This window comes from Sneathiella limimaris (genome assembly GCF_012932565.1).
Lineage (GTDB): Bacteria > Pseudomonadota > Alphaproteobacteria > Sneathiellales > Sneathiellaceae > Sneathiella > Sneathiella limimaris.
On sequence record NZ_JABBYJ010000001.1, the window covers coordinates 2,048,319 to 2,072,811 of the forward strand.

Genomic DNA, 24,493 nt, shown 5'->3' on the forward strand with positions numbered 1-24,493 from the left:
ACCGACCTTTCTAAATGAAAAAATTCCTGATTTTTCTGATTGCCCTGTTCTTGCTGTTTAACGCAGCAATTGCAGGGTTAATTGGTTATGGATGGAATTTGTATAAGACTCCGGGTCCGCTTCAGACCGAAAAAATCCTAGTCTTAAAAAAGGGAAGCGGCCTTCGTCAAATTGCGACCCTGCTGGAATCTGAAAATATTATTCCTCATGAACTGGCTTTTATCCTTGGGGTCCGGCTTCAGTCCCTGGAGAAAAAACTGAAAGCTGGTGAATATGCATTCACGCCAGGTATGACCGGGGAACAGGTGGCGGCACTGCTGGTCAGTGGTAAGTCGGTTGTTCATGGACTGACAATTCCCGAAGGCTTGCAAAGCCGCGAAGTCCTGGAGCTTATTAAAGCATCTGATATCTTGACGGGTGACATAACAGAAAGCCTGCCGGAAGGATCAATCCTGCCAGAAACCTATCATTTTCTGAGGGGAGACACCCGCGATAGCCTTATTCAGAGGATGAAGCAGGCATTTAATGCGGAAGTAGATGCCTTGTGGCAGGCAAACGGCCCCACCAAACATATCAAAAGTAAAAAGGACCTGATAACCCTTGCATCTATCGTTGAGAAGGAAACTGGACTTGCGAGCGAGCGCCCTCATGTGGCCAGTGTATTCCTTAACCGGTTAGAAAGGGGAATGCGCCTCCAGTCAGATCCTACTGTGATTTATGGAGTTACCAACGGACAATCTGATTTGGGCCGGCCAATTTCTAAATCCGATCTGGCAGCGGTAAATGACTATAACACTTATACGCGGGACGGCTTGCCGATAGGGCCTATCTGCAATCCCGGGTTAGATAGTCTTAAAGCGGTTCTTAATCCATTACAGACTAAGGATCTCTATTTTGTGGCAAGTGGGGATGGCGGACATCTCTTTGCTCGAACCTTGAAAGAGCATAACCGCAACGTCTACAAATGGCGCAAACTGATGAAAGAGCGTCAGAGTAACTAATCCATTTTCCCTGGTACAAAATTCTGTTTCAACCGTCTTCAACGCAGGTAGATACAGGAATGTTCGAGGGATCATGTCTGGAACAAGCGACTCAATTCAAACTTTATTGTTTCAACGCAGGCAGTTACGAGATTGCCTTCAAGAGCTGCGTGAGGAAATAAATCAGCTTCATGCTAAAGCAAATAGTTATGCAAACAGATCAAGTTTAAATAGCTCACTTCCTCAGGCTGATGACGTTTCTAAGCCCTCCCTGCCATCTGAGAAAGCTGATATGGCACCTTCTGTGGAGGTGTCCAGCCCTCTCTATACCAGTCCTGATACAATGACAGTTGAAGGGGTTGAGGAAGATTCTCAAGAAGCAGTTGCGCCCAAACCGGATCCTGTCTCAGCTCAAAAGATAAAAACTAATCCTGAAAGGGAGGCTGCAGTCTCACTGCAGATCTTGGATGGGGATAGTGTGAACCCAACCGGTGGAGAAGAAAAACGGCGCTTTGATCCTGTTTTAACACTTCCCCAGACCCCTTTGCGGAGCAAAATGGAGGCAGAACAACAACCTGAACCTAAACCTGCACCTGTTCCAAAAGAAGACCTGGTGGAGGAGGAAGAGCCTCTTCTTCTTACCGTGGAAAATGAGATCGGCGATGACAAAAAGCAAGAGACGATAATGTCTCACTTTAACAGGCAGCCTCAGACAGAAGTTGAAGGCCAAAGTCGTGATCTACCTGCAGATCCAGATCAAACAAAAGAGCTTCTTCATCATGCCATCTTGTTGGCAGGTTTTTTTTACATCACCCTTCTGCTGCAGGTAATCGGCTCCTCAACCAGCTTGACGCTGCAATTCAACAGGTTAAAGCCCTTCCCGAAGAAGCGCTCCGTAATGAAGCGCTGGAGAAATTGAAGGATGCTTATCGCAATGTGGTTGAGAAGACCTATCCGAGCAGTCATGTGAACGGGGAGACACTTGCTCAAAGTCGAGAAGTTATTCCACTGTTGTTTGCTCTACCGTTGACGGTGGCGACTTTGGTTCTGGTTCTGATGCCACTTTTTCTTCTGCTGGGGCTGGTTGCTGACCAGACGTTATCGTCTTCTTTGGCAATGTCGACAAAGCTATTATTTGCAGGCTTGATTGCAATTTCGTGGGGGGTGTCAGGTGCTCTGACCATTCAGTCGTTCCATATCGCGTTGCTGGCTCGTAAAGGCAAGTATCGTCGCGATCTTGTGAAAGGATACGGGGTCGAAGTGGTTGTTAGCGGTATGCTCGCGCTTATCCCCTATGTAACGCTTTACTTTCTTACTGATCATGAAACCGTTCTTATAACTTTCCTCAGCAATCTCTTGTCCTTTGGTTTAGGACTGGTTGGGGGCGGGTTTTTACATATCTGGCTCAATCGTAAAAGCCGGCAAGAATAGTTCCGTGTCTTGTTATGGTCTTAAAATCCCGATATACAAAGTCACCTTAATACTTCTCAATGAGGCTGGCTGTGTCCCTACAAAGCATGACCGGGTTTGCCCGGACCAATGGAAACCACGATGATTATTCCTGGCTATGGGAATTAAAAAGCGTCAATGGTCGAGGACTCGAGATCCGCAGTCGTTTGCCCCTTGGATATGATGCTGTTGAAGAAGTGGGACGTAAAATCCTGAAAGCGACCTTTCAACGGGGGAGCGTGAACTTCCACTTGCAGCTGCATCATCAGGGTGGCAAGGCGGACTATCAGATCAATACGGAGTTTCTGAACGAACTGATTGAACTGTCCCGTGAAAAATCAGGACTTGCCGGCGTTAAATCCCCCCGGATTGATGGTCTTCTTGGACTAAAAGGGGTCATTGAGCCAATGGACAAGGCCTTGCCCGATGAGGACGAACGATCAGCCCTGGAAACTGCCTTGATCAAATCATTCAAGGAAGCCGTCGAGAAATTGAAAGCCGCTAGGTTGGAGGAGGGGGCGCAACTTGCCCCTGTGCTGACTGCGCAGCTGGATGAAATCGCCGATCTGACAAAAAGAGCTCAAGCAACTGCAGCTTTGCGACCGGAGGCGGTCAAGGAACGGATTACAAAACAGATCGATTTACTGCTTGGAAATACCGGAAATGCGGATGAGGAGCGGATAGAGCAGGAGCTTGCCATCCTGGCGACAAAGGCAGACATTTCAGAGGAAGTGGATCGACTTGCCAGTCATATTGTGACTGCAAGAGATGTTCTGAACAGCGGCGCTGAGGAAGCAGTTGGTCGCCGCCTTGATTTCATCTGTCAGGAATTTAATCGGGAAACCAATACGATCTGTTCCAAATCCAATGATAAGGAACTGACCCAAATCGGACTGGATCTGAAGGTGATCATCGATCGGTTCAGGGAGCAGGTTCAAAACATAGAATAGAAGCGGTGATCATTATCTGCAAATGGCCTGAAAAATTATAAGACTTTGATAAATTTCCCCTGTTCTATTGCTTGGGCCGCACGGAAAAATTTGCTACATAGTCGAGACTTCGAAATTCAATATCCTCGTTTACAAAGTTGCAGGGAAAAGCGTGTCTGAAACTCCGTCTGATCGAATTCAAATTGACCGTCGTGGATTGATGTTGGTCCTGTCTTCACCTTCTGGAGCTGGAAAAACAACAATTTCAAAAGCGCTACTCCAGGATGATGACAACTTGTCTATGTCAGTCTCCGCAACAACGCGGAAGCCTCGACCTGGTGAGGTGGAGGGAAAAGACTATTTCTTCATGGAACCGGTTGATTTTAACCTTCTGATCAACCGGGATGAGCTTCTGGAACATGCCAAAGTGTTTGGAAACTACTATGGAACTCCGTCCGCACCTGTAAATGAAGCATTGGCTGACGGAAAAGATATCCTTTTTGATATCGATTGGCAGGGAACCCAGCAACTCGCACAAAAGGCAGGCGATGATCTGGTTAGTATCTTTGTTCTGCCCCCATCAACGAGTGCCTTGGAAAAACGGCTAAAAGCCCGCGCGCAGGACAGCGATGAAGTTGTTGCCCAGCGGATGTCAAAAGCGGCTGAGGAAATCAGTCATTGGGCGGAGTATGACTATGTCGTCGTCAATGACGATATGGATCAGTGTATCGCCGAGGTAAAAGCAATTTTGAAAGCTGAACGGGTCCGCAGGTTCCGCCGTCCCGGATTGCTGAATTTTGTAAAAAGCCTGACCGAGGGTTATTGAGCTTTCCGGTAGGCTTCTGCAAGTTTACAAAATTCCTCTACGGAAAGTTCTTCGGCGCGCCTTGTTGGCTCGATACCAGCTTCTTCAAGCAGGGGTTCCGGCTTAACCCCGAGTGATTTCAGGCTAGCCCGTAGCATCTTCCGGCGTTGGTTAAAAGCTGCTGCAACCACTTTTTCAAGAATTTCGAGGTCAGCAGGATAGGCTGGTGTCTCTCTGGGAATGAGTTTGACCACAGTGCTTGTCACTTTTGGTGGCGGTGTAAAGGCTTGCGGGGATATATCAAACTGTCTTGAAACCGTGCACAGCCACTGACAAAGAATTGACAGCCTTCCGTATGCTTTGGTTCGGGGTTCCGCAACGATACGATCCGCAACCTCTTTCTGAAACATCAGGGTCATGGACTTGAACAGTTCCCGCTTTTTCAGCCATTTGATCAATAAAGGTGTTGCGACATTGTAGGGCAGGTTTGCAATAATGTGTGCTTTCTCCGGCAGCAGGCTCGCTTCATCGATTTCGAGTGCATCCTCATTCAGAACCGTCAACCGACCTCCGAAAGCATCAGAGACATTTTTGAGTGGCTCAAGGCATCGTGTGTCTTTTTCAATGGCATAAAGATGCGAAACTTCGAAGGCCAGAATGGCTCGGGTCAGGCCACCTGGACCAGGGCCAATTTCTAGAACGGTTTCATCTTTGAGAGAGCCGGGACATCGTGCAATTCGCCCTGTTAAATTCAGGTCCAGAAGGAAATTCTGCCCAAGGGATTTTTCGGCCCTAAGACCATAGGTGTTGATCACTTCCCGAAGCGGAGGCAGGTCGGAGCCGTCTGTCATGCGCCTTTCCTTGTCTTCAGGGACATCTCAGACGCCAAGCGGATGGCTTCGATCAAGCTTTCAGGGTTGGCGATCCCTAGACCGGCGATATCCTCCGCCGTTCCATGATCTGGAGAAGTCCGTATAATCGCAAGGCCGAGGGTCACATTGACACCGCGATCAAAATCGATTGTCTTGATGGGGATTAAGGCTTGGTCATGATACATGCAGATGGCCGCATCATAGGATTTCCGCATCCGTTCATGAAACAGGCTATCGGCTGGGTATGGACCAGAGACGGCCATGCCACTTGCTTTCATGTCATTGATGACAGGTGTGATCACGTCTACCTCTTCATGGCCCATGCTTCCTGCTTCACCCGCGTGAGGATTTAATCCGGCAACCACGATGGATGGATTAGCAATGCCAAACCGGTTCTGTAAATCCTGATGCGTTGTTCGAATGACGTGGGATAAATGGTCTTTGGTCAGGGCTTTTGGAACCTCATTCAACGGGATGTGAATGGTCGCTGGCACTGTCATGAGTTCGGGAGAGGCAAACATCATGACTGCTGCCGCCTCCGGCGCCCCGGTTAAGTGAGCGAGATACTCAGTATGGCCAGGGAACTTAAAACCAGCGTCATAGAGGCGCTTTTTCTGGATAGGGTTTGTGATGACCGCATCTGCAGAACCTTGAAGGCATAGGTCTACGGACAGGTCGATAGCAGCAATCGTTTTTTCGGCAGCAGTTGTGCCAGTTTTAGGATCCAGAATAGTTAGGTGGTCCTGGTCCTCTTTATACTGATTGATGTCCGTAATAACTTGTAAAGAGACTTGGGCCTCGATTTCTCGGGCCCTCTGCTTAATGAGTTCTGGGTCGCCAACAAGTAAGAAGGCAGGCAGGGAGTTGTGGTTTCGCTTCAACCACGCCAGAAGCGTGATCTCGATCCCGATCCCAGCGGGATCACCCATGGTTACCAGTAGGGTTGGCATGGCTAAAATCTCTTTAAGTTTGTATCGCCGGATTAGCGTGACTCAATCGAGGCTTCCCTGCGTAGGTCATTCAGATAACGGCGGGCTCTGGATTCAATGCGTTCATTACCAATAGTCTGGCGAATGGCTTCTTCAGAGTCACCTTGCTGATTTCGATCCACGCGTTCGCAGACCACAAAGATCCGGTATAAATTCTTGTCCAAGTATGGCTCGCTCGCTTGACCCTTCTGCAGATCACTCACCAGCGTTTTAATATGGGAGGGAAGTTTACTGAGTTGAACTTGTCCCATACGACCGGTTTCGCCATTGGTGAACTCATTATAAAGCTCGTCTATATAACTGCAGTCATCGATAAATCCGCTTACTGACTTGGCAAGTTGAACTTGGCTTTCCACTTCGCCAGCTTTCTTCGCTGCATCAATTGGCAACACGAGCTGGCCAAGGTCCAAAATTGCGTCACTGCCACCATCTTCGAGTATTTTTCGAACCTGTTCGACCTTGACCAAATAATACCCGTCGTTAGTTCGAATGGGGTCAGAAACACTGCCGTCATCAAGATTGACTACGGTCTGTGCGATGGCTGTAGGCATTTCGCTGGCCATTTGCCAGCCAACGATACCGCCTTTGGCAGCAGTCGGGCCATCACTGAATTGTGTGGCTACGCGGCTGAAGTCAGCGCCAGATTTAAGCTTGCTTGAGAGATCTTCCGCAGTTTTCCGAACGTCTGGTTCTTCTGATTGAACAGCAATCGGGAGGAATATCTCACGGAGCAAATATTCGTTCTTACCCTTATTTTCCCTTAGACGATCCTGCATCGCCTGAATTTCAGCTTCTGTGACATTAATCCGGGGGACAATGCGCCGGCGGATCAATTTATCCCAGCCAAGGGCTGCGCGGATTTGATGGACGACCGTTTCCGGGTCAACCCGAACTGATCGCATGGCTCCTTCAAACTGGCCAGATCGTATGTTGAACCGTTTTTCAAAATTCTCAATTGCCGCGTTGATTTCGGCATCAGTTGGTTCTGTATTCAGGCGCTTTGCCTCCTGAATTTTCAACTGATCATCGATGAGAGTGCGGATCACTGTCGGGACAAGTCGCTGACGGGTTTGGTTGTTCGCAGGCAGGCCAGCCATAAAGATGTTGAGGTTAATGCGTTGAATTACATCGTAGCCGGAAATTACATCGTCATTGACGATCGCAACAATCTTCTGCACTTCCTGTGCTGCAGCCGTTTGGGCCGGCAGGAAACTTCCCATAAAGAGAAGCATTCCGATAAGCAGAGGTTGAATCCGTTTCATAACAAGTCTCAAGTTCGATTGTCCAATGTCAGCAAACTCTTCTGATACCTGAATAGGTCATTTGAAGATAGTTGTATTTTCCATTTAGTTGAAGGGGAGAAGTCTGATTTTCACACTGAATTTTGTCTCCGGTTCAATATCTCTATCCCTTGTAAATTCTCGTTTTGCCTCAAATGCGAAACCAAAACATTCGTCAAGATATTCAAAGCCAAGTACAGCATCGATGGAATTGTTATTTTCCAGATCCCGTCTGTAACCGCCATAACTGCTCCAGTAATCGGTCATTTTAACACGGCCAGCAGCATAGATCTCATGACGGCTTTCAATTCCGATGGCAGATTGATCGTCTTTCAAGTTCAGATATCCAAGACTGACCCAGTTAAACTGACTTCCCACTCTCAAGTCCAATTCATGGCGGGCCAGACTTAAATCATCCTCGTCAATTCGCACCCTTTGCGTATAGCTGAAATATTCGTTGGGATGGATTTCCAGCCGGGCCACATAGTCAGAAAGCTGATTTTCCAACCCGCTCCCTTCACTAAAACCTGTGTCATTGTTTTCGTAAAGGCTCTGACCAACAAGAAGTGATGTATATCCCCCATCTGCACCATAAAAGCCAAAATTCACACCGTAGTTCAGTCGTGCACCTTCTTCGACCTGATCCAGACCCGCAGAGCGATTGAAGCCAAAAAGATTTGTATCATCGAATTCGAAGCTCAGGCTGTCTTCGTTTGGAGTGTCTTTACTCCCAAGAGACTCAGACCAAACAGCCTCGACAATTGGCTCGATTGTCTGTCGCATATTGCCTGCAGCTCTTACAAAGGGATAACTCCATCTCAACGAGAGGGCAGGAATAACACGACCTGAAAAATTGTTGTCTGTATCGCTTGTAGGATCGAAAGGATCATCTAATTGATCTCGCGCATAGTAGGCATCTCCGCGCATGGATGCATCCAAGGCGATTGTTTGACCCGATGGCGTGATATAGGGGAGATGCCAACCCGCAGAAGCAGATAGGCGGTTTGTATCTTGCCCAGCGGTTCTAATCAGCATCAAGCCGTCAAGGTTGACATTGTAACGGGCACCATATTTGTTAGGTTCACTAACATATGCATACTCCAGCCATCCCGGAATAAATGGTGTTTCCCCGCTGTCATCCTCTTCTTCGAGGCCTTGGAACCCAATTGCGCTGAAGCGAGTGTAGTTGCGTCCTCTGAGACCTTGGACATATGCAGTTGACGTCAGGGTATCTTCATTGCTGATATCGTACTTATCCAGATAGGTGTCGTTGCTGGTCGCAAAGAAATCAAAACCCCAAACCCAGTCAGGACGGAATTCAAATTCACCGATACCCCGAATGTGACCCTGAAATTCCTGATCACCGGTTTTGACATTGTCAGAGGTGCGCTCGTCCACATAAGTCAGTGAGGCGTCCAGAGTCATGTCACCCGTTTCAAATGCCTGACGATATTCTGATGCCAGCTGCACACCTTCCTTGCTTGTCACCATTGGCGTAATGGTCATGTCTTTGTCTTCATCAATGACATAATAGTAAGGTAGTGTGGCGCCATATCCGAGATAAGAGCTTTCGAATACGGATGGGGCTAGAAAGCCACTTTTGCGTTTCACGGTCGGATCCGGGTGACTGAAATAAGGTGTGTAAAAAACGGGCACACCGTAAAACTCTAAAACCGTGTCTTTATATGTAATGGTCTGATCCTGTTGATCATGAACGACCTTAGCTGACTTGAGTTGCCAAAGGGGCGGAGCATCTGGGTCATCTTCACAAAGCTGGCAAGTGCTATAGACCGCCCTATTCATGATAGTGGTGGTTTCGCTCTCTTTGACAGCGCTGGACGCCGCCAGTCTGGACTGATCTGTGAAGAGAATACGGATCTGTTGGATTGCCCCAGTTTTCAACTCGTTGGACAACGTGACCTTATCCGCGAAGAGAACATCACCTGATGGTTCTAGCAGGACAATGTTCCCCTGCGCTTGAACCGTATCTGCATTGACGTTGTAGATGACCCGGTCCGCTTTTAAAACCCTGTTGCCCTGGACAATTTCAACGTTGCCAGAGGCTGTTACCGTGTCACTAGACTGGTCATAGAGAATTTCATCAGCATTAAAAATGCTCTCTTTTTCCAAATCAATCGTTGGGACAGGTGAGGTAACTTGCGCAACGACTGCGGGTACGGAAAAAAAGGTGCTCGCTAAAAGGATGGATAAAAACTGCTTCATTTACTAACCATCCTCCAAGTGGAACATCATCGAAAGCCCGAGAAGGGTTATGGCGATCGAAGGCGTCCACGCGGCCAGCAGAACGGGCAGGTTTCCTGCGAGTCCAAGCGCAAGAATGATGTCAGTAAAGAAATAAAACACGAACCCTGTCGTAATCCCCGCCATTACTAAAATACCCGTTTTACCACGCCGTGTTGCCCGCAAACTGAAGGTAGCCGCTACCAATACCATAGCCAAGAGCAGCACTGGACGGGCAATCAAGCTATGCCAGTATATACGATGGTTGAGGGCTGAGAAGCCTGCTTCTTCTAGAGTGCTGATAAATTCTGGCAACTCCCAAAAGGAAATTTCTTTTGGCGGAGCAAAACTTTCCTGTATTTGGGCTGCAGTTAAGCTGGTGCTGAGCTGGAGGTTTTCGAGCACGGTTCCAGGTTGCTCAGGGCTTGTCATCAAAACCCGTTTTAAGTCCCAGTAGCCCTCCATGAGGCGGGCTGTGTCAGCCTCAATTCGGCCAGTGAAATTTTCATTGCGATCATACTGAAAAATAATGACGTCAGTGAGCTCAATGCCCTGATTAATCGCACCGCGAGCATGGATCACAAAAAGCCCGTTATCATCCACCTGACGGAGCCATAGATTGTTGGAGGTGAGTACCAGCAAGTTAGATCTTTGCTCGAAATACTTGGTTTCCAACTGCGCCGAGTAGGATTGCATGGCAGCAGCAATAGGGTTGATTACCGTCAACATGAACACACCGAGAAAAAAGGCGATTGCAAGCGAGGGCATGAGAAAAAGCCATGCAGATACACCAGCTGAGCGGATGACTGTGAGTTCATTGGTTCGTGACAGCCTGAAGAATGTCAGCATGCCGCCAAAGAGCGCAATAAAAGGGAACAGGATTTGAGCGAGTGTTGGAAGCCGAAGAAGTGCAAGCTGAAAGGGGACAAAAATGCTGAGATCTTCCTTGTCACTCGTTTGACGAAGAAATTCGATAAAATCAGCGATGAACACGATGGAAATAATTATTGAGAAAATGATCGCCACATTTTTCAAAAACTGTTTACCAAGGTAGATAGAGAGTGTGCTGGAGAGCTTCATGTTGAAGGACCCTCTGCAATTATATCATCCTCTGATGGGGTTTGATGCTTGCGTCCAATAATCGGAATTTTGCCGCCGCTTGCTAAATGAGCAGCACAGAGGCTTGCGACAATTGGCAGCAGATAAAGCGGCGCGATAAATACTGCACTTTTTTCAGCCAGGTTAAACAGGGCAATTGCCAGTACTAAAAGTAAAACTCCGGAAGATCCCGCATAAAAAAGCTTATAGCCACGGCCCCGACGTGTGAATTCACCGCTCATGGTGCCAGCAAGTGCAATCAGAGCTAGGGCAAAGGTATATAGAGGTAACGAGAATCTGTTGTGTAATTCTGAGCGGATCCGATTTTGTTGTTTTTCAGACAGGCCATCTTCAGGCCACAAAAGCTCACCGATGTAACGGGCGTCCGCTTTTACAAAGTTATTTGATTGCTGTTTTTCAAACTGACTGACATCAAGAGTATAGTCGTTGAAATAAAGAATGCTCAGCTTGGCTTCATCTTTACGAACTTCTTGAAGGTTGCCGTTCCTCATAACAAAACGCGGGCCTTCTTTGGTTTTGATGAAAGCACCTTCCTGGGCCATATAAGTTATCGGTTTTTCGGGGTCACGTTCATCATGTACAAGAATGCCCTGAAGCGTACCATTCCGTGTTTTCTCCCGGATATAGACGGTTACATTTTTGGACAAAGTGTTGAAAACACCCTCGCGCAGAACGACTGCGGCTAAGCTGTCCCGCCATTCAACGCGGAGCTCCTGGACGGTTCTGATCCCATATGGTGTGAGGAAGAAGCTGAATAGATAGAGGATAATTGTTATGACAAGGGCGGTCAGTAGTACAGGTCTGCAAAGCGCCCATTTACTCAAACCCGCTGACCACATAACAATAAGTTCGGATTCTGTGTAGAGCTTGTTAAACGCAAACAGAATGCCAAAAAATAAACCAAGCATCAGAGTGAATTTGAGGATACCTGGCAGCAGGAGAGCTGTCAGAACAAGAAAAGTACTGATCGGCAAACCAGAAATCAGCTTTTCAACAAACTGCAAGGTCTGGGAAAGCCAGATCACACCGGTTAGGGCGAAGGTAATGAACAGTGTTGGCCCCAACAGCTGCACGATTATGTACCAATTAATCCTTTTCATGGGGCAGAGTATACTCAAGGAATTTCTGAGTGCCACGCTAGATATGTCAAATCCATATAAAAATTGGCTTTTTTAACCTCTTTAAGTTCTGAATTCGGGTTTCATCGCACTCTTTTCCCGCTAATCATATTGATAGATGAACTGACCTAGGGTAAGCATTGAAGGAGTGGACCCGTTTTTCAGGTGCCTCATGGATTCAGACCCTTGTTCCGACAGAGTTGGGAGCAGGGTCGTTTTATGCGAATTCAAAGCGGTACTCAAAATCGACCCCATTCGGTTCGTCGTTGGGCGCGTGATTGATGTGTCCAGAATTCAAAAATTCGTTTTATTTCAGATAATCAGGTGCGACTCATGAAATTTGCATTCTCCGAGATATCTCTTCCCAAAAGAGGATCACTTGCCATTGCCGTTTTTGCTGACAAGAAGCTGTCTCCTACAGCAGCCGAAGTCGATAAGGTTACTGGTGGTGCCGTCGGACGTGCGATAGAGAATAGTCGTTTTACGGGTAAAAAAGGAAACACGCTGGAGATCCTTTCTCCTGCCAACATGGAAGTGTCGCGAATTGTCTTGTTTGGCCTCGGCGACAAGGATGAGCTCGCTCTTCGCGATTTTGAAAATCTGGGTGGATCACTTCTCAAGAAGCTAAACGCTGCGGGCGCAAAAAACCTGACAGTTATTCTGGACGGGTTTGATGATACGGCTGTGAAGGAAAGTGATGCAGCAGCCCAAGTGGCTTTTGGTGCAAAACTGGCTTCTTACCGGTTCACAAAATTCAAATCAGAACTGGACAAAGATGCGGAGCCAACCCTTCAGAAGATTACGGTTGAATGTAAATCCTCTGCCGCTGCTCGTAAGGCATTCCCGGATCTGGAGGCAATCGCTGACGGTGTGTTCCTGACACGGGATCTGGTGAGTGAGCCTGCTAACAGCCTTTACCCTGAAAGCTTCGCCGAACGATGTAAGGAATTGACCAGCCTTGGCATTGAAGTTGAAATCCTAAATGAAGCCAAGATGAAGCGTCTTGGTATGGGGGCACTTCTGGGTGTGGGGCAAGGCTCCATTCGCGAAAGTCGTCTTGTTGTTATGAAATGGAATGGCGCACCCGCTAAATCCACAAAGAAACCTTTGGCCTTTGTGGGTAAAGGCGTTTGCTTTGACACTGGCGGTATTTCCCTCAAACCTGGTCCCGGTATGGAAGAAATGAAATGGGATATGGGCGGCGCTGGAACGGTGACCGGCCTGATGAAGGCCCTTGCAGGTCGGAAAGCCAAAGTGAATGCGATCGGCGTGATTGGTCTTGTCGAAAATATGCCGGATGGAAACGCCCAGCGGCCAGGCGACATTGTGACCTCTATGTCTGGTCAGACGATTGAAATCCTGAATACGGATGCGGAGGGACGTCTCGTTCTCGCCGATGCTCTTTGGTATACGCAGGATAAATATGACCCAGAACTGATCGTTGATCTGGCGACACTGACCGGTGCGATTATCATCTCTCTCGGTCACGAGAATGCGGGTCTGTTCTCCAATAATGATGAGTTGGCGGATCAGATTTTTGCTTCTGGTAAAGACGTGGGTGAGGGTGTTTGGCGCTTGCCGATGCAAAAAGAATATGCCAAGCAAATCGATAGCCCGATTGCAGATATGCAGAATATCGGCTCTGGCGGCCGGGGCGCGGGCTCTATCGTTGCTGCTGAATTCTTGCAGAAATTTGTCAACGGTAAGCCTTGGGCTCATCTGGATATCGCGGGAATGGCTTGGTCCAAGAAAGACACGCCAACGGTGCCAAAAGGCGGAACCGGTTATGGTGTTCGCCTTCTGGATAACTTCGTTAAAACCTATCACGAAGGGAAATAATCTCCCTTATGGTTGAGGTCAGTTTCTACCATTTACAGGCCCAGCCGCTTGACCAGGTTCTGCCGCGCTTGCTCGAAAAAGTGAGTGAGCGCGGCATGATCTCTCTTGTTCGAATGATGTCGGACCAGTTGAAAATAGATCTTGATGGGGCGCTTTGGACCTATTCACCAGCATCATTCCTTGCGCATGCAAAAGCGGAAGATCCTCATCCAGACCAGCAGCCCGTTCTTTTAACAGGTGCTGAAGGTCAAAACCTGAATAACGCTTCAGTGTTGGTTCTGCTCGAAGATGCTCCGGCATCCGATATCGCAGACTATGACCGATGCCTGTATATGTTTGATGGTAATGATCCTGAAAGCCTGCAGGCTGCACGGGCACGCTGGAAAACCATGAAAGCAGAAGGTTTGGACGTGACCTATTGGCAGCAGCAGGACGGACGCTGGGTCAAGAAAGCCTGACCTCAGGCTTGCTCAAGGGCTTCCAGTTCTTCCTGTTTTTCCATCCAGGATGTTTCGACTTTTTCCAGACGACTATTGATTTCGCCCATTTTGGCTGACAGCTTCGCTTGATAATCCGCACCCTTTTCATAGGTTGTCGGATCGGCGAGTGCGTCCTCCAGAACCTTTCGGTCACTCTCCAGTTTCTGGATCTGTTTCTCCAGTTTTCCAATTTCCTTACGAAGAGGAGCAAGCTGTGCCCGGTTTTCTGCTCGGTTTTTCCGAGCTTCCTTGCCGGTGAGCTTGGAGTCTTCTGGGAGGATTGCCGGTTCAGCTTCTGCCGCCATGGCCTCAGGCTTATTGCCAGAGCCACCACTTCTCGCTTTTTCAAGGACTTCTTTCTTGTAATCCTCGATATCACCCAAGTATCGGCTCACCGTTCCATCGCTGACGAGCCAGAGTTCATCGGCTACCAGACTAACCAAGTGGGGGTCATGGCTGATGAGTAGGACAGCGCCCTCAAATGCATTTAAGCCTTGAACCAGAGCTTCACGGGCATCCACATCCAGATGGTTTGTTGGCTCATCCAAAATCAGAAGGTGCGGGGCCTCGACAGATAGAAGGCAGAAGGTAAGTCTGGCTTTCTCGCCGCCCGAAAGCTGCTCAACTGCAACATCTGACTTGTCTTTTGAGAACCCAAATTGACCGAGGCGGGAGCGAATAACAGACTCGCCCACTTTGCCCATTTTTGCGGCTAGATGCTGATAGGCTGTTTCTTTTGGCCGCATCTCGTCCAGTTGATGCTGAGCAAAAAAACCAATTTTGAGTTTACCGGATTTTCGAAACTCACCAGCTTCTGCTTTCAGCTTACCTGCGATCAATTTGGCAAATGTGGATTTACCGTTTCCGTTGGGGCCGAGCAGGGCAATCCGGTCTTCCATATCAATACGCAAATCCAACCTATTCAGGATCATCTTGGTGGGATCATATCCTGTGGCGCATTTGTCCATGGTAATAATCGGCGAGGACAGCGGCTCGGGAGATGGAAAGTCAAAATTGACCGTATATTCTTCCATAACGGAGGCAATAGGGGTCAGCTTTTCCAGCATTTTAACCCGGCTCTGCGCTTGCCGTGCTTTGGATGCTTTTGCCCGGAAGCGATCGACAAAGGATTGTAAATGTTTGCGCTGGGCTTCTTGTTTTTTGGCCATGGCCGCATTGAGGGCCAATTGCTCTGACCGGGTTTTTTCAAAGAAGTCATAGTTGCCCGTATATCGGGTCAGGTTATGCTGCTCCAAATGAACAATTGTGCCTACTACATTATTCAGCAAATCCCGATCATGACTGACGATGATCAGGGTTTGTGGGTAATTTTTCAGAAAGTTTTCCAGCCAGAGCGTCGCTTCCAGATCCAGATAGTTGCTCGGCTCGTCGAGCAGGAGAAGATCGGGATTGGAAAACAGGGTCCCGGCAAGTCCCACACGCGTTCGCCAGCCACCTGAAAAAGAGGAACAGGGGCGTTGCTGGGCTTCATGATCAAACCCGAGACCCGCCAGGATCTTGGCAGCGCGGCTTTCCGCCGTGTAGGCATCGATATCTGCAAGACGGGTATGGATCTCAGCAATGCGCATGGGATCAGTCGCTGTCTCAGCTTCCGCCATTAACGAGTTTCGCTCCACATCTGCGGCCAAGACGGCTTCCAGTAGGCTTTCAGGACCGGACGGCGCTTCCTGCGGGAGGACACCGATACGGGCGCCGTTTCGGATCTTGATAGAGCCACCATCGGCGTGTAACTCACCGGTGATCAGTTTAAGAAGGGTGGATTTACCTGTCCCGTTTCGACCGATCAGGCCAACTCGATGCCCCGCCGGGATATGGACTGTCGCCCCATCCAGCAAAGTTCTGCCCGCCACGCGGTATGTGAGATCGTTAATCTGTAACATGCGGGATGCTCTAGCAGGTTTTTTGTCTTTGGAACACTGAATTCCGGCGGGATTTGGCAAAAAATGCGGTAAATCTGTTGCAGCAAAGGGCTTAGGAAGTTATAAGGCGCAAAATTCTTTTTTCTGTCCCTATAAACTGAGTGAAAACAATGGCTATTCAACGCACTTTTTCAATTATTAAACCAGATGCAACTCGTCGCAACCTGACTGGCAAAATCAATGCAAAACTGGAAGAAGCTGGTCTTCGCATCGTTGCCCAGAAACGGATCCAGATGACTACTGCAAACGCAGAAGCATTCTATGCTGTTCACAAAGAGCGTCCTTTCTTCGGTGAACTGGTTGAGTTCATGACATCTGGTCCTGTTGTTGTTCAGGTTCTGGAAGGTGAAGATGCAGTGGCGAAAAACCGCGAAGTCATGGGTGCAACAAATCCTGCTGACGCTGCTGAAGGCACAATCCGTAAAGAGTTCGCAGAAAGCATCGAAGCTAACTCTGTTCACGGTTCTGACAGCCCAGAAAATGCTGCAATTGAAATTTCTCAGTTCTTCTCACAGTTTGAAATTGTTGGCTAATCCCAATATTCAAATTTGTTGATTCATTAAAGGGTCCGGTTTCCGGGCCCTTTTTTGTGTTTTGACGCAGGGAAATACACAGGTTTATAAAAATCGCCCGTGCTCAATTGTTCAATTATATCAAGCCTTGAGCGTATATATGCCGAAAGTTACAAAAATTATTATTGACAGGAAATAAAATAAAGGTCAGTGTTGCTGACATTAAGGGATGAAACGTTATAGGTTTAGTGATGAGTTGGAATACTAAATTTTCAGAAGACGCTCGTGCGATCGAGGCGTCTGAAATTCGTGAATTGTTGAAATTGCTGGCGGATCCGACAGTCCTGTCATTTGCAGGTGGTATCCCGGATCCAGAACTGTTCCCAACAGCCGATGTGACGCGTATTCGCAACGACATAGAAGGGAACCAGCAGATTTCCCGTGAAGCTATGCAATATTCAGCGACAGAAGGCTATCTGCCACTTCGTGAATGGATTGCTGATCGTCATAACACAGATAACCTTGAGCTGGATTTTGGTAATATTCTGGTAACTTGCGGTGCGCAGCAGTCACTAACCCTATTGGCCGCGGCGCTGATGGATCCAGATGCGCCGATTGCGGTGGCTGATCCAACTTATCTGGGGGCTTTGCAGGTCTTTATGACCCGGCGACCGAACTTCATTCCTGTCGCAACAGACCCCGATGGTGTTGTCACGTCTGAGCTTGAAAAAGCCTTTCAGGCGGGCGCCAAGATTTTCTACACCATTCCGGATTTCCAAAATCCAGGTGGGATGACCCTTCCATTGGAGCGCCGCCAGGAAATCATTGAGCTTGCCCATAAATATGATGTCGCCATCATTGAGGATACAGCCTATCGGACCCTTTATTATGATGCACCGCCACCAGCGTCTCTCTTGGAGGTCGAAGGTGAGTTTCTGGGTAAAGGGAAATGGCAAAATGAAGGTCTGGTAATCCAAATCGGAACAGCTTCCAAGACATTGGTACCTGCACTTCGTGTCGGCTGGACAATCGCACCAAAAGCTTTGCTGGATAAACTTGTGATCTTGAAGCAGGCCAATGACCTACAGACATCCTGTATGAACCAAATCCTGGCCTATCGTCTGTTCTCAAGCATTCTGGATGATCATGTCCTAACGCTTCGCCAGGTATATGGAGAGCGCAAAGACGCCATGGTCAAGGCCCTGCGTCAGTATCTGCCGAACAATGTTAGCTTCACCGAGCCAGAAGGTGGGATGTTTGTCTGGCTTCGTCTGCCGGAAGGGTTGGATGCCCGCAAACTTCTTGAAGTGGCTTTAGCGGAAGATAAGATTGCTTATGTTCCAGGTGCAGCTTTTCACGCCAAAGGGGGCGGGGACAACACACTTCGCCTGTCCTTCTCGACTTGCTCGCCAGAAGATATCGATCGCGGTATGAAAAAACTATCTGATCTGATTGCACGGGAAGCCAGACGTCAGGTTGCCTGATATCTGATAAGATAATTCAAAAAGAAAAGGGCCTCACAAGAGGCCCTTTTTTTCTGTGTGTTTAACCCAGTATCAACTCGCTGTCCTAGTCTGACGTTGCAGCGTCTTCCTTGTTGAAGAGAGCTACTGTTTCAGCGCCGCCTCTGGGATTGTCGCTGTGCTGGCAATGTCCATCAACAATAGCACCTGACTCTATTTTCAGGGATGAATTGGTGACGTCGCCTTTAACCCGTCCAGTGTCAGCGATGATTACTTCGACGGCTGTGATATTGCCATCAACCTTGCCATGGATATGCAATACATTTACATCAATGTCGCCGGTAACGTGAGATGTTTCTCCCAGTGTCAGGCGGTCAGCACGGATGTTTCCAACCACAATACCATCTACCTGAAGTTCCCCGTCGCATTCCAGGTTTCCAGTGATAACCAATCCCTTGGCGAGGATTGACGGCATACTCTCATCCGCAGCGCGGATTTTCTTGTCACTATTACCGGAAAACATGGGAGTAAACTCCTTAAAGACTTATTGAGTGGTTTCTTCCTCTAACACGCTACTGGTTTTGAAGGCATAGTTCCCCGCCTTGAAGAATTTGGCTGGGTTCTGGTGCTTGCCGTTATAGATAATCTCGTAATGGACATGGCGTCCGGTGCTGCGTCCGGTGGATCCCATGGTTCCAACCTTGGTCCGAAAATCAACCATGTCTCCTTTTTTCACATGGATCTTCTTCAGATGACCGAACTTTGTCGTGAACCCCTGGCCATGATCAATTTCGACCATACGTCCATAGGCGCCGCTATGACCTGCAAAAACAACCTTGCCCGGCGCTGTTGCCAGAATAGCTGAATTGCGAGGGCCCGCGATATCAACACCAGAATGGAAAGCTGTTCGCTTGGTAATTGGATCGCGGCGTTTGCCAAAGCTTGAAGAGACATACCCAACATCCACAGGACGGGCGAGGGGGATATTTTTCATCAGGGAATTGAGCGTGGTCCATTTCATCAGGCTGATTTCCATCTTCTGGGCATCCTGATAATATTTTTGCTCAATATCCAACAGCTCCTGGCGATTGGAGAGGGCATGGAACGGTCCGCCAATCCCTTCAACCGCGTCTGCGGCAAGTACCTCATCCGGATCAAGGCCCGTCAAGGTGATCGTCTGCTTAAGGGCAACAATACCTTGTTCAGCCTGTTCATGAACACGGGCGATCAGGTTTTTGTTTTCCTTGGAAATAGTGGCGATCCGGGTGCGCAAGCTTTTAACCTCATCCTGTAAGGATGTGATCAGCTGCTCTTTTTCCTCGGTATTCTGCTCAAAGGTCGTAAGGCGACGCTTGGTGGTTTGAAGTTCCTTGTAAATCTCATCCTTGGTGGACTGGAACATTTCCAGTTCCCGGTTGAGCGAAGACAGGCGCTTCTGGGCCATGCGTTTCGCTTCAACCTGCAGATCCCGCTCTTCTGCGGTTTGATATAGCTCTTTGTTGATCTGCGTAATCTTTAAGGATAGCTCTTCGCTGCGTTTGTTCGTCCGCTCCAAACGGCTGGTGAGCATTTCAATCCGGTTTTCCAGATCTCGCGCATATTCATCCCGGTTATTCAGATCGCGCGCTGTTTTTCGCAAATCCTGTGTTGCTGCCTGTAACGTCGTTTTCAGGGATTCCCGTTGGGATAGAATGCCTTCAAGACGCGCATATTGGCGATCAAGCTCATCCTTGGTGAGTGCAAGATTGGATTTGGAGTGAAGCAGGCTGGAAGAGACAGTCCTAACTTTGTCCTGCAAAAGCGTCAGTTGCTGTTCCTGATGGGCAATCTGATTATGCTGATAGACTGTATAGGCGCCAAGGGAGGCGATACCCGCCACCATAACAAACCCACCAACTGCAAAGGTAATCTGCAGCTTTTTAGGGAAGTTGTAGTAATGTGGCTGGCCTTCGGTGCTGACGATGATCTGGCGTTGTCTGAAAACGCTATTCAACAACCCGTTCAGTTTCATTTGCTCCCCAATAGTCCCTTAATCTGGTGCTCCCAAGTCCGCACCTATTAAACTTATTTTGCGCCGAACTTCAACAGTCGGAAACATCACGGCTCACAGGTTTAGGTCTGTTGGTCAACCCTCAGCGGCTTCGGTAAGAGGGAGATAATAGTCTGGAGTTAAATCGGCTTGGGTTCGGGCATCTTCATTAAATGGGGGTTTTAAAAGGCCTCTGAAGTTTTTTCGAACCAGTAATTGCCAGGTCTCACGGGGGCTTTTTCCCTCTCTGCCGCAGATGAAATGGAACCAGCGGTTGCCGGAGGCAACATGGCCGATCTCATCGTTCAGGATAACTTTCAGGATATCAACGCTGGCCTGATCCCCCATTTTGGCGAATCGCGCGATCATGCCTGGGGTTACATCCAGGCCCCGGGCTTCTAAAACCATAGGCACAACAGCAAGTCGCGCCAGCAGTTCATTGCGGGTCTCAAATGCGGCTTCCCAAAGACCATCATGAGCTGCGAAATCCCCGTAGGAATAACCCAGCTCCCGAAGGCGAGTTTGCAGAAGCTGAAAGTGTTTACCTTCTTCTTCGCCTACCTGAACCCAGTCGTCATAAAATTCCCGGGGCAGGTCATGGGCTGTGAACCGGGCAACCATATCCCAGGCCAAATCGATTGCATTGAGCTCAATATGCAGGACTGCGTGCAGAAGAGTGGCACGCGCTTTGTCGGAGCCACCGCGTCGCCGTGGCATTTCCGTTGGCGCGCGCAATTCGGGCTTGGTGGGGCGGGCTGGGCGATCTGGCGGGTTCACCTTGCCAATTGGCATGTCGGGATCCTTTTGCCAAAGCAGTGCATTTTGCCGACTGATCTCAGCTTTTTGATCACCGTCGGCCGTGCTCAAGACTTCGAGGGCCAGATCGCTCAGAGTTTTCATGATTATAACGCTTTTGCCGCCTCCAAAACGGCATCGGCATGGCCTTTGACTTTGACTTTGCGCCAGATCTTCTGGACGGTTCCATCGCCATCAACAAGGAATGTTGCACGCTCAATACCCATGTATTTGCGGCCATACATATTCTTTTCAACCCAAACACCGAAGGCCTCGCAAACGCCGCCTTCTTCATCGCTACCAAGGGTTACGGCCAATTCGTGCTTGGCACGGAATTTTTCATGCTTGGCGATGGTGTCTTTGGAAACACCAATGATTTTAACGCCGAGGGCGTCAAACTCACTTTTCATAGCCGTAAAATCTTTGGCTTCATTGGTACAGCCAGGTGTGTCATCTTTCGGATAGAAATAGATCACATATGGACTACCCTTCAGACTTTCATTGCTGATTGTTCCGTCCGTATCTGTCGGCATTTCAAATGCGGGTACGGCTTTTCCTTCTTCTGTCATTGTGCTGATTTTCCTCACTGATTTCGGAACTCGTTTTGACTTAACAGTGGTTGGTAAAGGATACAAGTCCCAAGCGGTCAATTATCTGGATAGCCTCAGGCTTCAGCAGGTTTTTCACCAATAAGCTTTCTAAAAATCCTGGTAACGGCTTGTTCCGTTTTCTCGACCTTGACATTAAGCTCCTCAAAACTCTCCACATTCCCGGCCTCCGCTAAAGCGTCTTTAAGGGCCGCCGGAATTTCGTCGGTGACAATACGATCTTTGAGGGACAGTCGGATCAGTCCTTGCAGGTTCAGATAAAAACTCATGGCGTCAATCAGAGTATCTGCATCACTTCTTTCGATGAGATCTTTCTCTTTAAGCTTTGATAAAGCCTCTATTGTGTTGGGCACCAGAATATCAGGGTGTTTGTGACAGTCTTTGAGCTTCAGATACTGACAGATAAATTCAAGGTCCATCAACCCGCCCGGATGATGTTTTAAGGCCCAAATGGAAACCCCGGAATTCGCCGCATAAATCCGCTCCTGCATATCGAGGAGGTCAGTTGAAAGCGTCTGCGGATCTCGGTCTTGGCCTATGATCGTCTGCAGTTCTTTTTGTACATCGACAAGAAGACTTTCATCGCCAACGATCGGTCGCGCCCGGGTCAGAGCCAATAGCTCCCATGTCCAAGCGTCGTTCATGTAATAGCTGTTGAACCCTTCAAGGGGCAGGGCAAGTGGTCCGGCTTTTCCATGCGGACGCAATCGCATGTCCACTTCATAGAGATACCCCTCGCCGGTCAGGGCGCTAAGGCCGTTGATAAAGCGCTGGGCAAGGCGCGTATAATAAAGGCCTGGGGAGATCGGCTTGGCGCCAGTTGTTTCCACATCTTCCTGCTCAAGATCATAAACGAAAATCAAGTCCGCATCTGATCTTGGGGTCATTTCCTGGCTGCCCAGTTTGCCCGCTGCGATAACTGCAAAGCGACCTCCGGGAACGCTCCCGTGTTTGTCACTTAGCTCCTTTTCGACCTTGGGCAGCAGTCGGCTCATCACCACTTCGGCAATCAGGGTTAAGCCATTTCCTGCATTTGTCGTCGGGCCAAGTGGATTGCCATGGTCTATATTATCAAGGATCTGCACGCCCACCTGAAATTTCAGATCGTTCAGCCAGCGCCGGCTGATATCCAGTACATCCTGAAAATCCCTCGCTGTTGCCAGCAGTTGATCCAGTTCTTCCTCCAGCTCTTCTCGACTTGGGATAGGTCCCATAAAATCGCTGGAGAGTACGCCGTCCAGCAGCAGCGGGTTCCCAGCAAGCCGATCCGCAAGTTCAGGGGCCATACCCATAATTTTGGCAACAAGTTTTAGCAGGCTCGGATGTGCCGTAAACAGGGAGAAGAGCTGAACGCCAGCAGGGAGTTTTCGGAGGAAACTGTCAAAACGGGTGAAGGCGGCATCCGGGTTTGCTGTGCGGGACAGCTCTTCAAGGATTGTCGGCATGAGCGCGGTCAGCAATTGTTGTGCGCGAACGGTACGGGTGGCCCGATAACGTCCGTGATGCCATTCGCGAACCAGCTGACAGATGCTTTCCGTGTCCTGATAGCCAAGCTCTGCAAGGGAGTTTAACGTTTCCGGATCATTTTCTGATCCTGTAAAGACCAGTCGTCCAACGGTTCGCTCCTCATTTTTTTCAAACTGGAAGAGGCGGTCATAGTGACCTTTCACCGTGTTGAGGGTTTGCTCCAACTCGCTGCGAAACTCTGCTGGGTCGCTATATCCCATAAAGATGCCAAGGGCATTCAACTCATCTGGCTCACTCGGCAGGAGTTGGGTCTGTTCATCATTGATCATCTGCAGGCGATGCTCAAGGGTTCGCAAAAACACATAAGCCTTTTGCAGGTCGTCCCGTACCTCTGGTTGCGTTTTTCCCGTGTCGACAAGCGCATCGAGCGTTGCTTGAGTGCCGGCGGTTCTTAAGTCCAGATCCCGTCCACCTTCGATAAGCTGTTGTGTCTGACAGAAAAACTCGATTTCCCGGATGCCCCCACGACCGATCTTGATATTGTGCCCATCCAGGCAAATCTCACCAAAGCCCTTATGGGTATGGATCTGGCTCTTGATTGCCTGAATATCGGCAATCGCTGCGAAATCGAGAAATTTTCGCCAGACAAAAGGTCTGAGAAATTCGATAAATTCCTTACCAGCCATCAGGTCACCAGCAATCGGGCGGGCTTTGATCATGGCGGCCCGCTCCCAGTTTTGACCCTGACTTTCATAATAGGTATGCGCAGCTGCAAGAGGGAGCGCAAGCGGCGTTGCACCTGGATCCGGTCTTAGCCGTAAGTCCGTTCGAAAGACGTATCCGTCTTTTGTTCTTTCCTGCATCATCCGGATCATGGATTTGGTCAGGCGCAGAAAGAAGTCCTCCATGAACTTGCGGCCGGTGTAATTAACCTTGTCTCGGTCAAACAGCACGATCAGGTCAATGTCACTGGAATAGTTAAGCTCATACGCTCCGAGTTTTCCCATTCCAAGAATGATCAGGCCACAGTCGCGGGTAGGCTCTTCTGGAAATGGCAAAGAAAGCTCGCCCTTTTCATGAGCCTTAAAGAGCAAATGACCGACACAGCGATTGACGGCTTCGCTTGCAAAATCAGAGAGTGTTTTTGTGATTTGGGGGAGTGGCCAGGCCCCACCAATATCACATATGGCAGTCAGTAACGCGATCTGGCGTTTTGCGGATCTCAGAACACTCATGATGGTCACTTCATCAACATCTGCTGAGGCTTCAGCATCTATCCGTTCAAAGATTGCGGTATAGGCAGCTTCGCTTCCCTCCGTTATCAGCAATTTGAAGAAGTTGGCCTCTTTAATCAGGCACTGACTGAGGAAAGGGCTGTTTCCAAAGAGCGCCGCAAGAAGCGCTGACCCTTCCACACTCTTGCCCAATTGTTGTGCGAACATATCAAGTTCTGGATCGGATGCGGCCTTTTCAGCCCAGTTTTCGAGGCCAAGTGACAGTTGCTCTTCATGGGCTGCGTTCGGAAGACTCACGATTTCAGAGAAGAAAGCGAAATTTTTGTCAGCAGACATATTCAATG

Annotated in this window: 21 protein-coding genes; 9 read left to right on the forward strand and 12 right to left on the reverse strand. The window is 48.9% G+C overall.

Annotation, left to right across the window (positions count from 1 at the left end; genetic code table 11):
• Positions 1–14 precede the first annotated feature (14 nt).
• The 5 genes from mltG (at position 15) to gmk (ending at position 4,184) form a co-directional block, all read left to right on the forward strand.
• Complete coding sequence (gene mltG / locus HH301_RS09960; RefSeq protein ID WP_169568754.1) at positions 15–1,001, forward strand: endolytic transglycosylase MltG; 987 nt, start codon at positions 15–17, stop codon at positions 999–1,001.
• 271 nt (positions 1,002–1,272) lie between these two features.
• The gene (locus HH301_RS09965) at positions 1,273–1,899 is read left to right on the forward strand and encodes a hypothetical protein (protein ID WP_169568755.1); all 627 of its coding nucleotides are present in this window, start codon (positions 1,273–1,275) and stop codon (positions 1,897–1,899) included.
• Entirely contained in the window at positions 1,896–2,411 is a 516-nt protein-coding gene (locus tag HH301_RS09970) for a hypothetical protein (protein WP_169568756.1), read from the forward strand. Before HH301_RS09965 ends, HH301_RS09970 begins: the two co-directional genes overlap by 4 nt.
• Before the next feature lie 71 nt (positions 2,412–2,482).
• Positions 2,483–3,379, forward strand: coding sequence for a YicC/YloC family endoribonuclease (locus HH301_RS09975; protein WP_206378255.1), 897 nt, complete (start codon positions 2,483–2,485; stop codon positions 3,377–3,379).
• Between the two features lie 151 nt (positions 3,380–3,530).
• Positions 3,531–4,184 carry a guanylate kinase gene (gmk, locus tag HH301_RS09980; RefSeq protein ID WP_338091367.1) on the forward strand — a complete coding sequence of 218 codons (654 nt, stop codon included), beginning with the start codon at positions 3,531–3,533 and terminating at the stop codon, positions 4,182–4,184.
• On the opposite strand, the gene rsmA is transcribed toward gmk, so the two are convergent.
• The 6 genes from rsmA to lptF all read right to left on the reverse strand — a co-directional run bounded on the left by rsmA (position 4,178) and on the right by lptF (position 11,764).
• Positions 4,178–5,014 carry a 16S rRNA (adenine(1518)-N(6)/adenine(1519)-N(6))-dimethyltransferase RsmA gene (rsmA, locus tag HH301_RS09985; RefSeq protein WP_169568757.1) on the reverse strand — a complete coding sequence of 279 codons (837 nt, stop codon included), beginning with the start codon at positions 5,012–5,014 and terminating at the stop codon, positions 4,178–4,180. The two genes, gmk and rsmA, sit on opposite strands and share 7 nt — an antisense overlap.
• Positions 5,011–5,985: a 4-hydroxythreonine-4-phosphate dehydrogenase PdxA gene (gene pdxA / locus HH301_RS09990; protein ID WP_169568758.1), complete on the reverse strand. Its 975-nt coding sequence runs from the start codon at positions 5,983–5,985 to the stop codon at positions 5,011–5,013. The genes rsmA and pdxA overlap by 4 nt, the downstream gene beginning before the upstream one ends.
• Before the next feature lie 32 nt (positions 5,986–6,017).
• Positions 6,018–7,286 (reverse strand): peptidylprolyl isomerase, encoded by a 1,269-nt coding sequence (locus HH301_RS09995; protein ID WP_169568759.1) that lies wholly within the window; start codon positions 7,284–7,286, stop codon positions 6,018–6,020.
• Positions 7,287–7,370: 84 nt separating this feature from the next.
• On the reverse strand, positions 7,371–9,527 hold the full coding sequence (locus tag HH301_RS10000; RefSeq protein ID WP_169568760.1) for an LPS-assembly protein LptD: 2,157 nt from the start codon (positions 9,525–9,527) through the stop codon (positions 7,371–7,373).
• Positions 9,528–9,530: 3 nt separating this feature from the next.
• Complete coding sequence (gene lptG, locus HH301_RS10005; RefSeq protein WP_169568761.1) at positions 9,531–10,625, reverse strand: LPS export ABC transporter permease LptG; 1,095 nt, start codon at positions 10,623–10,625, stop codon at positions 9,531–9,533.
• Positions 10,622–11,764, reverse strand: a complete 1,143-nt coding sequence (gene lptF, locus HH301_RS10010; RefSeq protein ID WP_169568762.1) for an LPS export ABC transporter permease LptF — start codon at positions 11,762–11,764, stop codon at positions 10,622–10,624. The genes lptG and lptF overlap by 4 nt, the downstream gene beginning before the upstream one ends.
• Positions 11,765–12,115: 351 nt before the next feature.
• Between lptF and HH301_RS10015 the strand changes: the two genes are divergently transcribed.
• Both HH301_RS10015 and HH301_RS10020 read left to right on the forward strand, forming a co-directional pair.
• Positions 12,116–13,621 carry a leucyl aminopeptidase gene (locus tag HH301_RS10015; protein WP_169568763.1) on the forward strand — a complete coding sequence of 502 codons (1,506 nt, stop codon included), beginning with the start codon at positions 12,116–12,118 and terminating at the stop codon, positions 13,619–13,621.
• Between the two features lie 8 nt (positions 13,622–13,629).
• Positions 13,630–14,079 (forward strand): DNA polymerase III subunit chi, encoded by a 450-nt coding sequence (locus tag HH301_RS10020; protein WP_169568764.1) that lies wholly within the window; start codon positions 13,630–13,632, stop codon positions 14,077–14,079.
• A 2-nt stretch (positions 14,080–14,081) separates the two neighbouring features.
• On the opposite strand, the gene HH301_RS10025 is transcribed toward HH301_RS10020, so the two are convergent.
• The gene (locus tag HH301_RS10025) at positions 14,082–16,001 is read right to left on the reverse strand and encodes an ABC-F family ATP-binding cassette domain-containing protein (RefSeq protein WP_169568765.1); all 1,920 of its coding nucleotides are present in this window, start codon (positions 15,999–16,001) and stop codon (positions 14,082–14,084) included.
• A 149-nt stretch (positions 16,002–16,150) separates the two neighbouring features.
• Between HH301_RS10025 and ndk the strand changes: the two genes are divergently transcribed.
• Together ndk and HH301_RS10035 are read left to right on the forward strand one after the other, a co-directional pair.
• Entirely contained in the window at positions 16,151–16,573 is a 423-nt protein-coding gene (gene ndk / locus HH301_RS10030) for a nucleoside-diphosphate kinase (protein WP_169568766.1), read from the forward strand.
• A gap of 230 nt (positions 16,574–16,803) precedes the next feature.
• A complete protein-coding gene (locus tag HH301_RS10035; RefSeq protein ID WP_169568767.1) occupies positions 16,804–18,036 on the forward strand; it encodes an aminotransferase-like domain-containing protein in 1,233 nt (410 codons plus the stop codon).
• An 85-nt stretch (positions 18,037–18,121) separates the two neighbouring features.
• On the opposite strand, the gene HH301_RS10040 is transcribed toward HH301_RS10035, so the two are convergent.
• The 5 genes from HH301_RS10040 to HH301_RS10060 all read right to left on the reverse strand — a co-directional run bounded on the left by HH301_RS10040 (position 18,122) and on the right by HH301_RS10060 (position 24,485).
• Entirely contained in the window at positions 18,122–18,538 is a 417-nt protein-coding gene (locus tag HH301_RS10040) for a bactofilin family protein (RefSeq protein ID WP_169568768.1), read from the reverse strand.
• A gap of 21 nt (positions 18,539–18,559) precedes the next feature.
• On the reverse strand, positions 18,560–20,026 hold the full coding sequence (locus HH301_RS10045) for a M23 family metallopeptidase (RefSeq protein ID WP_169568769.1): 1,467 nt from the start codon (positions 20,024–20,026) through the stop codon (positions 18,560–18,562).
• Between the two features lie 114 nt (positions 20,027–20,140).
• Positions 20,141–20,944: a ferritin-like domain-containing protein gene (locus HH301_RS10050; RefSeq protein WP_169568770.1), complete on the reverse strand. Its 804-nt coding sequence runs from the start codon at positions 20,942–20,944 to the stop codon at positions 20,141–20,143.
• Positions 20,945–20,946: 2 nt separating this feature from the next.
• Complete coding sequence (gene bcp, locus HH301_RS10055) at positions 20,947–21,408, reverse strand: thioredoxin-dependent thiol peroxidase (protein WP_169568771.1); 462 nt, start codon at positions 21,406–21,408, stop codon at positions 20,947–20,949.
• A gap of 95 nt (positions 21,409–21,503) precedes the next feature.
• Positions 21,504–24,485, reverse strand: a complete 2,982-nt coding sequence (locus HH301_RS10060; protein WP_169568772.1) for a bifunctional [glutamine synthetase] adenylyltransferase/[glutamine synthetase]-adenylyl-L-tyrosine phosphorylase — start codon at positions 24,483–24,485, stop codon at positions 21,504–21,506.
• Positions 24,486–24,493: the final 8 nt, after the last annotated feature.